A 13,623-nucleotide genomic window follows, 5' to 3' on the forward strand; every position below is an offset into this window, starting at 1 on the left:
CAAATAATCTTTGTTTGGTATTAAATAATGGCTAAACCAGAGTAACGTTTTAGTCATCCGTTACTGTTGAATGTTTAGCTAAGAAATCTTTTATGACCCCTAAATCACGAGTACGAGGTATTGGCGGTAAACTTGCCAAAAATATGCCTCCGTAATCACGGGTGACCAAGCGGTTATCACAAATAATCAAAGCACCACGATCTCGTTTATCACGAATCAATCGCCCTACTCCTTGCTTCAATGTAATAACAGCATCAGGTAACTGTACTTGTGCAAACGGCTCACCCCCTTTTAGCTTACAGTCCTCAATTCGAGCCTTTAATAAAGGATCATCTGGGGCTGTAAAGGGTAATTTATCAATGATAACACAGCTTAATGCGTCGCCCCTAACGTCTATCCCTTCCCAAAAAGCGCCTGTTGCCACCAGCAATGCGTTACCTAATTCCATAAATTCTGCCAACGTTTTTTGCTTACTTGTCTCACCTTGTAGCAACACTGGCACACTCAATGTTTCACGAAAACGCTCACCCAACTCTTTCATCATGCTGTGGGAAGTACACAAGAAAAAACAGCGACCTTGGTTTTGTTCAATTACAGGCGTTAACATACGCACCAGTTTATCTGCAAGCCCAGGGCTATTGGGTTCAGGTAGGTAACGAGGGACACACAATCGAGCTTGACTTGGGAAATCAAATGGGCTTGGTAATGAAAACTGGGACTCAGGCTTCAACCCCAAGCGAGAGGTGAAGTGGTCGAAATCATCGGATACAGCTAGAGTTGCCGAAGTGAAAACCCACGCTCCTGGTTTGAGTTGAATTTGCTCATGAAATTTATCAGCTACTGATAACGGAGTAATATGTAAGGCAAAGTGTCTTGGTGTCGTATCGTACCAATAGGAATATCCCGTAATTGACACGTCACAAACACGTTCAATCCGCGCTTTAATCATGTTCGCGCGTTCAAAAGCGGTATCCAGCAGTTGGCTGCGCCCTAGGGCGAGTTTTAATACATCGACAGCCAGTTGCAACGCATCTTGGAGGCGTAATAGCTCTCTAGCAATCGACTCAGACTTTAAGGCTTCACGCCAATTTCCACGAAACCCCGTGTCGCCTAAGACAATCCTCATATCCATTGCCGACTGAACCAGTTTATCACCCACCTTCTGTAACTGACGCATGTCTTTTGCTTCGGTGCGATAGCCAATTTCAATATCTTTTGCGAGTTCTTGTACTTGTCGACTAGATACCGATTGACCAAAATATTGACTCGCAATATCTGGGAGTTGATGCGCTTCATCGAAAATAAACACATCAGCTTCTGGGATCAGCTCGCCAAAGCCCGTTTCCTTTATCGCTAAATCCGCTAGAAATAAGTGGTGATTCACCACAACCACATCCGAATCCATGGCTCTTTTACGGGCTTTCAGAACAAAACAGTCCGTGTAACTCGGGCACTCTTTACCTAAACAATTATCATTGGTAGAAGTAATGGTTGGAATGATCACGCTGTCTTCAGCTATATCGTCGCAATCCCCTAAGTCTCCCGTTTTTGTACTTGATGACCAAGAGCGAACTTTGACGAGCTGTGCAAGAAGTGTGGGATCAGAATGCATACCATGGCTTTCAACCATCTGTCGACTTAATCTATCTAAACAAAGATAGTTAGAACGCCCTTTTAATAACGCAACTTGTCCATAGTAGCCAAGCGCATCAACCATTAAAGGTAAGTCACGGTGATACAGTTGTTCTTGTAGATTCTTGGACCCCGTACTTATGATGATTTTTTTACCGCTAAGTAATGCTGGCACTAGGTAAGCGAACGTTTTACCCGTTCCGGTCCCTGCTTCAACGACTAGTTGCCCTTCAGATTGAATAGCTTTTGAAACAGCTTCGGCCATATCCAATTGAGCTTGTCGCGGCTGAAACCCTGGGATTGCTTTGCCAAGCGCACCATTCGCAGAAAAGGTTTTAGAAATCATAAAGTACGATATAGAGAGTAAACAGAAGAGGAATTATGTCAGGTTTAGTGAGCCGGCGCGAATCAAGAATGACTTCGCACCGGGGTGTTCGGAATGTATTGCGAAAAACTCAGTATAAATTATTTACGGTTAAGGTAACGAGATAACCAAGGAGCTGCGCCGAAACCGTTTTCTGATGGTTGCATGGCTTTAGCAGCTTCTGTTGGTGATGCTTTGCTTTCCCACATTTCAGCCAGGACATCATCGTCCATTTGCTCATCACCCAGTAGCGAGCTTACTCGTTCGCAATACAGTTTTTTTGCTAGTAACTCTTTATCCATAAATACCACCTTTGTTAACGCTATAGCGAAGTCGCTATAAGTGACAAATCAACCATCGAAGAAAATTTATTAATCCATAAAATGCATGGTAGATTTTGTTGAAAGCAAAATAATGATAGATTAATTGTAGCTCTGATATTGCGGCTTAGCTCACCGTTCGGCAGGTCGATATTTAATTCAGAGAACAAAAAAAACATTTCATGGAAGTAGGATGCAAATGGAAAAGAAAACACTGCTAACACACTGTACCGATGCCCCAGGTCTAATATCAAAAATAACGAATATTTGTTATAAACATCAGCTTAATATTATTCATAATAATGAGTTTGTAGATAACACCAGCGGTCACTTTTTCATGCGTACAGAGCTAGAAGGATATTTCAATGATGAAACCTTACTGGCTGATTTAGACCAAGCTTTACCGAGCAATGCAAAACGCACTCTTATCGGTTCTTCACGCAAACGCGTTGTCATTCTAGTGACAAAAGAAGCGCATTGTCTTGGCGATATTTTAATGAAAAATTTTGATGGCAGCCTAGATGTAGACATCGCTGCCGTTGTAGGTAACTACGATACGCTGCAAAGCCTAACTGAGCGTTTTGATATTCCTTATCATCACGTTTCACACGAAGGGCTGAATCGTGAAGAGCATGAGCAGAAAATGCTTGAAGTGATCGACACTTACGAAGCCGATTATTTAGTTCTCGCGAAATATATGCGAGTACTTACTCCTGGCTTCGTCGAAAGATACAATCACAAAATCATTAACATCCACCACAGCTTCTTGCCTGCATTTATTGGTGCAAAACCTTATCAGCAAGCTTATGAGCGTGGTGTGAAGATTATTGGTGCAACCGCTCACTTTGTAACAAACGACCTAGATGAAGGGCCTATCATTAAGCAAGATGTAATCCCTGTGGATCATAACTTTAGCGCGAAAGATATGGCACAAGCTGGTCGAGATGTTGAAAAAAATGTTCTTAGCAAAGCACTGAATAAAGTGATTAACGACCACGTTTTTGTATACGGCAATAAAACCGTCATCTTATAAAAATACATTGCGTTAAAGCAGTTTTCGTAAAAGCACATTACGCTTAAGAAAATACATCACGAATGAAAACGTGTTGTAGATAAACTTTAAAGGGTTGGCACAAACGCCAACCTTTTTGTTTTTCAGAAAAGAAAAATTGAGATTAATCGAACTATCTAGCCTTCCTGCTCAGACTCAACTATTTTCTTCAATGAATGCGGGTGTAATTTGATACAAATCCCCTGATACTTGAAAGCCACCGTCGGATTGTTTAAGCGCTCTCCCTCACCTTTCGGGCTAGATAACTTAATCTTCACGCCTTCTTCAGCGATAGTTTTCATTTTCAACGCAAACATCGGATACGTTTCTTTTAAGTCCGCTAAATATTCATCGGCCGTTTGCGCGTGTGATGGGATGACAAACTCGACGTGCTCCCAATCTTGGCTTGGGTAAACTTTGCCTTCTGCTGGATATGGCAACTCTAAGCATTCAATTTTCCAACCACGGCTTTGTAGCGGTTTATCAAACGCCAACACGATGATTGGACGACCATTGATCATCGCTTCTGAAATAGTAGAACCATATTCAGACCATGCTTGATGAGCAGCTTTTGCTAATTCAGTTTCGTTAATACGCAGCGCAATGTGGTCTGCTTGAGCAAAACTCAAATCCAATCCAAGCTTATTTCCTAAGTCTTCGATCTGCTCCATAAAATCGTCTAAACGTGCGAACATTTGGGCTGGCTCTAATGCCGCTTGCTGTAGGCTCATCATTTATCTCATTGTTCTGCCATTAATCGGCGCATGTTATCAGCTCTACGATTAGCAACAAGAGTCACTCTCAAAATTCCACGCTTTTAATTATAAATAGCCAGTAACCAAACTGGCTTTAGAAAAAGTCAATTTTCTAGCAATTCGACCTATAAGAAGCTACACAAAATTGGTATGATTACCGCCATTTTTGTGAACTTAAACAGAGTCTGTTGTTAATTTCATCATTAAATCGTTAAGTGAGAACACTAATCGTCGATTCAATGACCACGAAATAACGGCCACTCTTATCATCCTTGAATTGAAGGAAACTCGTGTGAATATCCAAGCACTTATTAATGACAAAGTATCTCAGGCTCTAGAAGCCGCTGGCGCACCTGCGGGCTCTCCTGCTGCCGTTCGCCAATCTGCAAAAGCACAATTTGGTGACTACCAAGCAAACGGCGTAATGGGCGTTGCTAAACGACTAGGCACTAACCCACGAGAATTTGCTCAAAAAGTATTGGACGTTCTAAACCTAGACGGTATCGCTTCTAAAGTTGAAATCGCAGGTCCTGGTTTCCTAAACATCTTCCTAGATGAAGCTTTCCTAGCGCAACAAGCTGAAGCTGCATTAGCTGACTCTCGCCTTGGCGTTGCGACTGCTGAATCACAAACGATTGTGACTGACTACTCAGCGCCAAACGTTGCAAAAGAAATGGCTGTTCACCACATTCGCTCAACCGTTATTGGTGATGCAGTAACTCGTACTCTTGAGTTTTTAGGTCACAACGTTATCCGTGCAAACCACATCGGCGACTGGGGCACTCAATTCGGTATGCTTATCGCAAACCTTGAGCGCGTTCAGGCTGAATCTGGCAAAGTTTCAATGGAACTTTCAGATCTTGAAGCCTTCTATCGTGAATCTAAAAAGCTTTACGACGAAGATGAAGAGTTTGCAGTTAAGGCTCGTAACTACGTAGTTAAACTACAAAGTGGTGATGAGTACTGTGCTGAAATGTGGAAGAAGCTTGTCGATATCACAATGGTTCAAAACCAACGTAACTATGAGCGTTTAAACGTATCACTTTCATTGAATGATGTGATGGGTGAAAGCATGTATAACGACATGCTTCCTAAAGTCGTTGCTGATTTAAAAGAGCAAGGTCTTGCTAAAGAAGATGACGGTGCACAGGTTGTATTCCTAGACGAATACAAGAATAAAGATGGCGACCCAATGGGCGTTATCATCCAGAAACGTGACGGCGGTTTCCTTTACACAACAACAGACATTGCTTGTGCAAAGTACCGTTATGAAGAGCTAGGTGCAGATCGCGTACTTTACTTCATCGACTCACGACAGCATCAACACCTAATGCAAGCTTGGACTATCGTTCGTAAAGCTGGCTACATTCCAGAGTCTGTTTCTCTTGAACACCACGCGTTTGGTATGATGCTAGGTAAAGATGGTAAGCCATTCAAAACTCGTGCTGGCGGTTCTGTAAAACTAACAGACCTACTAGACGAAGCTGAACAGCGCGCTGAAAAACTGATTGAGTCTAAAAACCCAGGCTTAGATTCAGAAGAAAAAACTAAGATTGCTAACACTGTTGCAATGGCGGCAGTTAAATACGCAGACCTTTCTAAGCACCGTACGACTGACTACGTGTTTGACTGGGACAACATGCTTGCATTCGAAGGTAACACAGCACCATACATGCAGTACGCGTACACTCGTGTGGCTTCTGTATTTGCTAAAGCAGGTGTTTCTATGGACTCTCTTGCTGGTGACATCAAAATCACTGAAGAGAAAGAGAAAACACTTATCGCGAAACTTCTACAATTTGAAGAAGCGGTACAGTCTGTTGCTCGTGAAGGTCAGCCACATATTATGTGTAGCTACCTGTTCGAACTTGCTGGTCAATTCTCTAGCTTCTATGAAGCGTGCCCTATCCTAGTAGCAGAAGACGAAACAGTTAAGCAGAGCCGTCTTAAGCTTGCTGCACTAACAGCAAAGACCATCAAGCAAGGTCTATCGCTTCTAGGCATCGAAACACTAGAGCGTATGTAATTCCAATAGAGTTACTATGATTAAATACAAAGGTTGATGTGAGAGCATCAACCTTTTGTTTTATCTAGCGTATACTGAATTCAAGAAACTAAAATGGATAGAAAAATGAGTTTTGAACTTCACCCACAATTAGCAAAAGACACAACACTGATTGGCGAATTTCCACTGAGCTTAGCATTACTGCACAAAGACAGCGCAGTGCCTTGGGTTATCTTGGTGCCTAAGCGTGCCAACCTCAAAGAGCTGCATCATTTACCGATGAAGGAGCAGCAGCAATTCCTACATGAATCGCAAGCCGTTAGCCAAGCTCTTGAAGCTACATTCCAACCAGATAAATTAAACCTAGGAGCACTAGGCAACATGGTGCCACAACTGCACATTCACCATATTGCTCGCTTCAAGGACGACATTGCATGGCCAGGACCTGTTTGGGGAAATACCAAAGGTGAACAACGCAGTGAAGAAGATCAACTTGCCATTCTGACACGAATTAAAAATGTGTTATCACTGAGCTCAATCTTCAAAAAAGCATAATTTTATCTGCCTTGTTTGTCCTTGTAAGGCGACTAATAAGAAATATTGCACAGAGCGAATAACAAAAAGCCGCACACCTAAATTAGGTGAGCGGCTTTTTTAATAACCGTACTGTTTGTTAATTTACGATCATGTAAGACTTCAAATTACATCATCACATTTAATGACAAACCATCTTGCTTACTAATGGTATAGCGAATGCGTGTAGTGCTTCCATGTTGATTAGTATCTACTAATCGAGAGATTTTACCTTTCTTAACCCACACATTCAGCATTGCATCAACACCGTCTTCACTCATGCCAAATTTAGAGGCTAACTCTTTTCGGGCTGCTACACCATGGCTATCAATGTAGTGATGAAGTTCAGTCAAAATCATACGACTTGCACCTCAAGCACCTTCTGCTTATTGCCCACTTTCTTAAACACACGATAGGTCAGAACAAAACCACCGGCAATCGCCACCATCCAAATCGCACTGCTCACAGGGTGAAGCGCAAAGTTAGCTGCTTGGTAGTAAAAAGTCGCACCAAAGTAACCTAAAGCCATCGTCCACACGGCAATAAAACGTGCAAACATTTGGCCAAATTCTTTTACATAGGCACCCATTGCGGCTACACATGGTGTATATAACAAGATAAGGATCAAGTAGGCAAAGGCAGCATGACCTGACACGAATTTATCCTTCAGGTTACCAAAAATTGAAGTGTCGACCTCTTGATCTTCTGCAACCGCGCCAGAATCCGTCAAATCACCGACTTCGATACCAAGAGGATCCGAGTAACTTAAACCCGCTAAATTTTCAGGTATAGACATAACCGCTTCTTCAAGGCTCGCCGCTAAATCAAATTCAGCGCCATCTTCATCGCTAGGTGACGTGTAAAGACTATTCAATGTACCTACTACAGCTTCTTTGGCAAAAATACCAGTGATGATACCAACCGTTGCTGGCCAGTTTTCTTCCGTGATGCCAATTGGTGAAAATACAGGTGTTACGATTTGTGCAGCTTTTGAAAGCACTGAGTTTTCACTGTCTTCATTACCAAAACTACCATCCATGCCTAATGAATTTAAAAAGCTCAAAATTGCTACAACCATTACGATGGTTTTACCAGCACCAAGAACAAAGCGTTTAAGTTTCTGCCACGTTTTGATCATCACATTTTGTACGGTTGGAAGTTCATAGTCAGGCATTTCCATGACTAAACTATCACTGCTTCCTGGGTATAAAGTGCTTTTCAAAAATAAACCGGTAAACACAGCGGCAACAATGCCTAGGATATAAAGAGCAAAGACAACGTTTTGACCTGCTCCTGGGAAAAATGCCGCAGCAAACAATGCATATACAGGTAAACGAGCACCACAAGACATAAAGGGTGCCATTGCCGCCGCTAGTTTACGCTCACGCTCTTGGTCTAGCGTTCGAGTTGCCATAATTGAAGGGACATTACAGCCAAAGCCTAAAACTAAAGGAACGAACGCTTTACCAGGTAAGCCAATTTTTTGCATCACTTTATCAAGAACAAAAGCTGCTCGTGCCATATAACCTGAGCTTTCAAGCACAGCTAAGAATAGATACAGCGCAGCAATGACCGGAATAAACGTCGCAACGGTTTGGATACCGCCACCAATGCCATCAGCTAAAACTGTCACCAACCAAACAGGTAAATGGCCATCAAGGATGTGATGACCACCATCCACTAACAGACTACCAACACCAATATCGAAGAAATCAATAAATGCGCCGCCAATGTTGATAGAAAACATGAACATCAGATACATAACAACGAAGAAGAATGGAATACCCACCCACTTGTTGAGAATGAATTGATCCGCTTTCTCGGTAAAGTTTCTGCTCAGCTTACCTTCACTGCGGCGAACACGTTTACAAAGATCATGTAAAAAAGTGTACTTAGCATCCGCAACGCACAAATCTATATCGCAGCCAGCACCCAAGCGTATTTCATCAACAAGTTCTCGCTCTTTCTGAGACAAACTATTTAGAACTAATAAATCATTTTCTAATGATCGAATAGCCAAAGCACGGTGTGAAACATCGGCATCTGTAAATTGTGTTGACACTTTTTTAATCAAAGCTTCCATGTCACCAGAATACTGAATAGATAAAGGCTCTAAATTGACTTCTTGTACCAAGAGCTTATGTAGCTTTTCTTTGAAGCGACCAGCTTGTGCTTTGTCATTGGCAGAAAGGCTAAGGACTGGGCACCCAAGCTCCTTTTCTAATGCCTTCAAATTAATAACTTGACGCTCACGCTTTAACGCATCCATCTTATTCAGAACAACAATCATTGGGCGACCTAATTCGCGCAATTGAAGTGTCATATATAAGCTGCGTTCTAAACATGTGGCATCAACAACATTAATGATGACGTCTGCGGGGTGAGTTAAAACCGCCCGAGAAGCAATGGATTCATCAATACTATTACTGTCATTACCGCTATCTAAAGCGTAGATTCCCGGTAAATCAGTTAACTTAAACTGATCACCAGCATGACTATATTGACCGGTTTTCTTTTCAACTGTCACGCCCACCCAGTTACCAACATGTTGCTTGGCACCAGTTAGCGCATTGAATAACGTTGTTTTACCACTGTTCGGATTACCTACCGTGAGTACTTGATATTCCATAATTACATTACCTCAATTGACTCAGCGATACTTTGGCGAATAGCGATGGATACACCTCTCACCTCAACTTGAAGCGGATCTCCCATAGGCGCCCTACGGATTAGTTTTATTTCTGTATTCGGGAGCAATCCCATTACCATCAGTTTTTTTCTGACGTCAGAAGTTAAAGCCGTAAGGTTAACAACGGAAGCCGTTTTCCCTTGTTCTAGTTGTGAGAGTTTCATGATTAACTGCTTACCATTGATAATGAGAAGGATTTTTATTAGCGATAATTTTACAGAAATAAAACCCTACATTTGCTGTGTGAAATCAAAGTTTCCAAAAATAAATACGTAAATTTCGTTAAAAACCCTCTCGTCAAAAACGTTACTTTCAACACCCTCAACAAATCAACCAACTAGTACAAAAACACAAATCTACAATTTAACACAACAAAAACAATGAGTTAAAAAACTGTCGCTTTTATCACTATCATTTGTCGTTAATTTTATAAGGAAATTAAGTGAGTACGCATATAGTTATTCCATCGAAGAGAAACTACTTCTCTTTAACATTTAATTCCAGAAGTGATGGGCTTGCCTATCACTCCGGCAGCAAGCGAAGGTGTCATTGGCACCCGTGGCATAGTCCCCCCGGCTATGCCACGATATTTTTTTTCATTTCTCTCTTAACTCTCTTAACTCTCTTAACTCTCTTAACTCTCTTAACTCTCTTAACTCTCTTAACTCTCTTAACTCAGTATATTCATATCTTATTTGCAGTAAGCAATAAAAAACCCCAGCACTGGCTGAGGCTTATTTATGGGTTTTATTAACGTTAGAAAACTAATCGGAATTTTCAGAAAACTTAGAGGGCGACACTCCAAAGTGATGTTTAAATTTCTGGCTGAAATAAGACGGGTCATTAAAGCCTGAGTCGAAAGCGACTTCTGATATTTTTCCACCAGCTAATAACCTCTCACAAGCTTTTTCTAAACGCACTTCATTCAAATACTCATTAAAGGTTCGTTGATATGCAGACTTAAAGCGTCGCTGAAGGCTTCTTTCTGACATGAATAAACTCTTAGCCGCAGAAGTTGTTCCAAATTCAGGATCAGAATAGTACTCACTAATAAGATGGTGAACTTTATGTTTCCACTCTTCCTCTGGGCTCAATTTATCCGCTTCAAGATCACTAGAATTATTTTTATTTGTTGTAACTTGCTCAATAGTACTCGCCACAACCTTCTGTAGTGTCGAAAAATCAATATCCCAAGAGAGACTCACTTTGTTCTGAGCTTCAGATGTGAACATCCCAAAATCCCCACCACTTTGCTTTATTAAAAGTGGTAGCTTTTCTATATTGAGGTCAGGAATGTGGTTAATCTCACTTTCTAAATGACCACTTGAAATCTTGGAAAATGGAGAACCATTATCAATGATTGTAATGACTAATTTTTCATTTTCTTCTTCAATCCATACTTTCATTGTTTGAGATTTATAGCTGCGTTTTATGGCACTTGATATCAAACTATTGAAAAGTATATCTAGATTAAAATAGAGCAACTCAATATGTCTATAAGGCGTGTCTACTTTTATGTCTAGATTAATACCAGCTTTAAGCAAATCACCTTGCCAAGCTTTCAGAACCGATTCGAATACAAGAATAATATCGCATCCAAAGGTTGAGCTGTCTGCTCTTTCAGGGCTATTTTTTAGCTGCTCTAAACCATTTTTCAGGTTGATAATAGGCGTTTTACTTGGATTATCTTCCCAGCCAGGTAGTTGGTGTGCAACTTCATTAACTTGTGTAGATAATGATTCAGCGACACTTTCTACTAATACATTTTTAACCTGAAGCTGTTTTTTTAATTGCTGATTCGTCGCTAACAATATTCGACTTTGATGCCTTAATTGATCGGTTTTCAAGGCTACCTGAGCCTTTAGTTGTTTATTTGCATACGTGACAAACCTAGAACGCCAAAAAACGCAAATAGTAATAATACTGATAAACAGGAGTAAACTTGCAAAAGCCGCTAAACGAGTTAAATACCAAGGTTCAGCTACAGAAAAAGACTGGTTAATCGCATCAAAATGGTAATGAGAATCCGCTAAAGGTTGTACTTGCAAGGTATAGCTGCCAGGTAATAAGTGCTCTAGAGTCAGTAAGCCACCTTCAAATTCTGTCCAAGGTTCACCCTCATTTAAGCGGTACTCTAAAGATTGTGTAAACGATGTTGGAAGCACGCCTAATTTAAAGCTAATTGATGTGCCATATGCAAATGGCTTTAATTCAATCTTCTTCCCACCTATAGAGATGGTTTCTTGGTCAATGCTTATACGGCTTAACAGTACTCGACTTTGGGGAGTATTTGAGACGAGTAATTCATCCGATGATGTTTTGATTACGCCATGCTTTGAGCCTAATAATAATGACATGGATTTTTGCTCTTCATCATAATATGAAGAACATGCACCCACGGCAATTTCATTGGCGACTAAACCAAAAGGCGCGCCTACATGCCGAATCAGTTGACCATCAAAGCTGTAGTAGCTGAGCCCTTTAGAAGATCCTAGCCAGACACCATTAGTATCTGATATTAAACAGCGAGGGTTAATATTGTCTTCTACTAACGGCACACCTTCGAGAAAAGACCCATTAGAAGGCATACGATATACCCCATAGCTACTAGCAAACCACTGCGCACCATCAGCAGCATCGACAATATCAACAATATTGCCAAAACGTTCACTCGGCTTATTAAACTTTATAGATTCGTCAGAAAAAGTATAAAAGCCATGATCAGTACCAATGTATATGTCCCCGCTTTCACTGGCTGTTAGCTCGGTAATTTTTGCAGGTAGATATTTGTCAACTAACCAAACGGCACCGTAATTTTTTAATCGCCCAGAGCCAAGGCTTAAAGCATATAAATTTTGACCAGACGTCATCCATACCGTCTTATTCTTGCTAAAGGCAATATTTTGGATGGTTAAATGACGTAAGTTATGCGGCAACATTGTCGGCTCAAAGGTTAACTTATCAATTGAAACTAACCCCAAGTCAGTCGCCAGCCACATTTTGTTTTCATTAAAATAAAAGTCAGAAACATTCCCTGAATACACTAATTTAGGAGGGCTATTTTCTTCAATGAAGTAAACTCCTGAAGAAGATGCGACCCAATAGCTTGTAGGGGTTTCTACATGCAACTTGTTCACAACAATATCGCTAAATTGCATGCCTTTCCCATTCAAAGGCGTTCTAGAAAATGTCTTGCTAAACAATGAGAAGTATCGAATGCCATTATTAGTGGCAATCCACATACCACCATAAGTGTCATTAATTAATGAATAAATTTTTCCACCGGGTAACGCAAAATCTTCGTTGGGTGACTTTTGAAAGCGAGTGACCTCTCCGGAGAAAAAATCATAGCTAAATAATCCATGCTCAGTCCCTACCCAATAAGCATTTGAAGTTTCAGCAAGCGAAAGAACATGTGAACCACTCACCTGCTGAATCGGATCATTACCCTCTCCAACTTTGATTATTATGATTCCTTTTAGCGTTCCAACAACTAGCTCACGCCGAGTGCTAGAAAAATACAGCTTCTCGATGTAGTTCTTACCCGAAGGCGCTATATGATTAAATTCATCTTCGTCTGATAAATACACACCAGAATTTGTAGCTAATACCCATTTGGATAGCACCTTAATTGCATCATTGATTTGAATATCACTACGTTTATTATGCTGATACAAGCTTAGAAGGGAGTAAGTTTCAAACCCTTCAGAATGAACCTTATATGTATAAAAATTAGTATCGTCCGTCACCCAAATATAGCCATTTGAGGTGCCTATATTAGTAATCACAGAACCAGGACTTAAGCTGAAGGCTAATGCACTTTCTTGCCCTGGAATGTGGCGATAGACTTCGTTGTCAAAAAATGTCCAAAACTCACCTTTATGAAACGCAATCTTATCTGAAGAAAAAGGCAGTAAACTTCCTTTCCTTGGTAATAAATTCACCCCGTCATAAAACTGAACTTTGCCATGAACATCATGAATCCATAGACCGCCACCTTCACCTAAGTAAAGATTTTTAGCCGCAAGGAAGTTTCCTTGTACCTGAATAGGCAAAGGATAAAAAACAGTTGGGGAAGTATTTAACGCGAAAGCATTAAATGAGGCACTCAACAATATGAGTACTCGAAAAAAATAATGGAACAACTTTAAACCCTAAGCAGCAAGAAGAATCTATTATGCACCACGCTTTATAGTAGGCATTTTTTTGTACTAATTATTATCTAATCATTCTA

At 40.8% G+C, this 13,623-nt stretch carries 10 protein-coding genes; 3 read left to right on the forward strand and 7 right to left on the reverse strand.

Going from position 1 to position 13,623, the window contains the following annotated elements; translation table 11 throughout:
* Positions 1–49: 49 nt before the first annotated feature.
* Together F0226_RS13935 and F0226_RS13940 are read right to left on the reverse strand one after the other, a co-directional pair.
* Positions 50–1,978 (reverse strand): ATP-dependent DNA helicase, encoded by a 1,929-nt coding sequence (locus F0226_RS13935; protein WP_171736206.1) that lies wholly within the window; start codon positions 1,976–1,978, stop codon positions 50–52.
* 119 nt (positions 1,979–2,097) lie between these two features.
* Complete coding sequence (locus tag F0226_RS13940; protein WP_171736207.1) at positions 2,098–2,298, reverse strand: hypothetical protein; 201 nt, start codon at positions 2,296–2,298, stop codon at positions 2,098–2,100.
* Positions 2,299–2,515: 217 nt separating this feature from the next.
* Between F0226_RS13940 and purU the strand changes: the two genes are divergently transcribed.
* Positions 2,516–3,349: a formyltetrahydrofolate deformylase gene (gene purU, locus F0226_RS13945; RefSeq protein WP_171736208.1), complete on the forward strand. Its 834-nt coding sequence runs from the start codon at positions 2,516–2,518 to the stop codon at positions 3,347–3,349.
* A 155-nt stretch (positions 3,350–3,504) separates the two neighbouring features.
* Here purU and F0226_RS13950 read toward each other — a convergent pair whose 3' ends face one another.
* The gene (locus F0226_RS13950) at positions 3,505–4,098 is read right to left on the reverse strand and encodes a VOC family protein (protein ID WP_171736238.1); all 594 of its coding nucleotides are present in this window, start codon (positions 4,096–4,098) and stop codon (positions 3,505–3,507) included.
* Positions 4,099–4,414: 316 nt separating this feature from the next.
* Here F0226_RS13950 and argS point away from each other — a divergent pair, with 316 nt between their 5' ends.
* Positions 4,415–6,148 carry an arginine--tRNA ligase gene (gene argS / locus F0226_RS13955; protein WP_171736209.1) on the forward strand — a complete coding sequence of 578 codons (1,734 nt, stop codon included), beginning with the start codon at positions 4,415–4,417 and terminating at the stop codon, positions 6,146–6,148.
* Between the two features lie 105 nt (positions 6,149–6,253).
* A complete protein-coding gene (locus tag F0226_RS13960; protein WP_171736210.1) occupies positions 6,254–6,682 on the forward strand; it encodes an HIT domain-containing protein in 429 nt (142 codons plus the stop codon).
* 146 nt (positions 6,683–6,828) lie between these two features.
* Here F0226_RS13960 and F0226_RS13965 read toward each other — a convergent pair whose 3' ends face one another.
* The 4 genes from F0226_RS13965 to F0226_RS13980 all read right to left on the reverse strand — a co-directional run bounded on the left by F0226_RS13965 (position 6,829) and on the right by F0226_RS13980 (position 13,501).
* Complete coding sequence (locus F0226_RS13965) at positions 6,829–7,059, reverse strand: FeoC-like transcriptional regulator (RefSeq protein WP_171736211.1); 231 nt, start codon at positions 7,057–7,059, stop codon at positions 6,829–6,831.
* The gene (gene feoB, locus F0226_RS13970; protein ID WP_171736212.1) at positions 7,056–9,329 is read right to left on the reverse strand and encodes a Fe(2+) transporter permease subunit FeoB; all 2,274 of its coding nucleotides are present in this window, start codon (positions 9,327–9,329) and stop codon (positions 7,056–7,058) included. Before feoB ends, F0226_RS13965 begins: the two co-directional genes overlap by 4 nt.
* Positions 9,330–9,331: 2 nt before the next feature.
* Positions 9,332–9,553 (reverse strand): FeoA family protein, encoded by a 222-nt coding sequence (locus F0226_RS13975; protein ID WP_171736213.1) that lies wholly within the window; start codon positions 9,551–9,553, stop codon positions 9,332–9,334.
* A 600-nt stretch (positions 9,554–10,153) separates the two neighbouring features.
* The gene (locus F0226_RS13980; RefSeq protein ID WP_171736239.1) at positions 10,154–13,501 is read right to left on the reverse strand and encodes a helix-turn-helix domain-containing protein; all 3,348 of its coding nucleotides are present in this window, start codon (positions 13,499–13,501) and stop codon (positions 10,154–10,156) included.
* Between the last annotated feature and the right edge of the window lie 122 nt (positions 13,502–13,623).

Origin of the sequence: Vibrio sp. 99-70-13A1 (assembly GCF_013114625.1) — a bacterium.
GTDB lineage: Bacteria > Pseudomonadota > Gammaproteobacteria > Enterobacterales > Vibrionaceae > Vibrio.

Excerpts from the sequence above, each read along its gene's own strand:
- F0226_RS13965 (WP_171736211.1), bottom strand. The coding sequence starts at position 7,059 with ATGATTTTGACTGAACTTCATCACTACATTGATAGCCATGGTGTAGCA.
- F0226_RS13950 (WP_171736238.1), bottom strand. The coding sequence starts at position 4,098 with ATGAGCCTACAGCAAGCGGCATTAGAGCCAGCCCAAATGTTCGCACGT.
- F0226_RS13960 (WP_171736210.1), top strand. The coding sequence starts at position 6,254 with ATGAGTTTTGAACTTCACCCACAATTAGCAAAAGACACAACACTGATT.
- F0226_RS13935 (WP_171736206.1), bottom strand. The coding sequence starts at position 1,978 with ATGATTTCTAAAACCTTTTCTGCGAATGGTGCGCTTGGCAAAGCAATC.
- F0226_RS13975 (WP_171736213.1), bottom strand. The coding sequence starts at position 9,553 with ATGAAACTCTCACAACTAGAACAAGGGAAAACGGCTTCCGTTGTTAAC.
- purU (WP_171736208.1), top strand. The coding sequence starts at position 2,516 with ATGGAAAAGAAAACACTGCTAACACACTGTACCGATGCCCCAGGTCTA.
- feoB (WP_171736212.1), bottom strand. The coding sequence starts at position 9,329 with ATGGAATATCAAGTACTCACGGTAGGTAATCCGAACAGTGGTAAAACA.
- F0226_RS13940 (WP_171736207.1), bottom strand. The coding sequence starts at position 2,298 with ATGGATAAAGAGTTACTAGCAAAAAAACTGTATTGCGAACGAGTAAGC.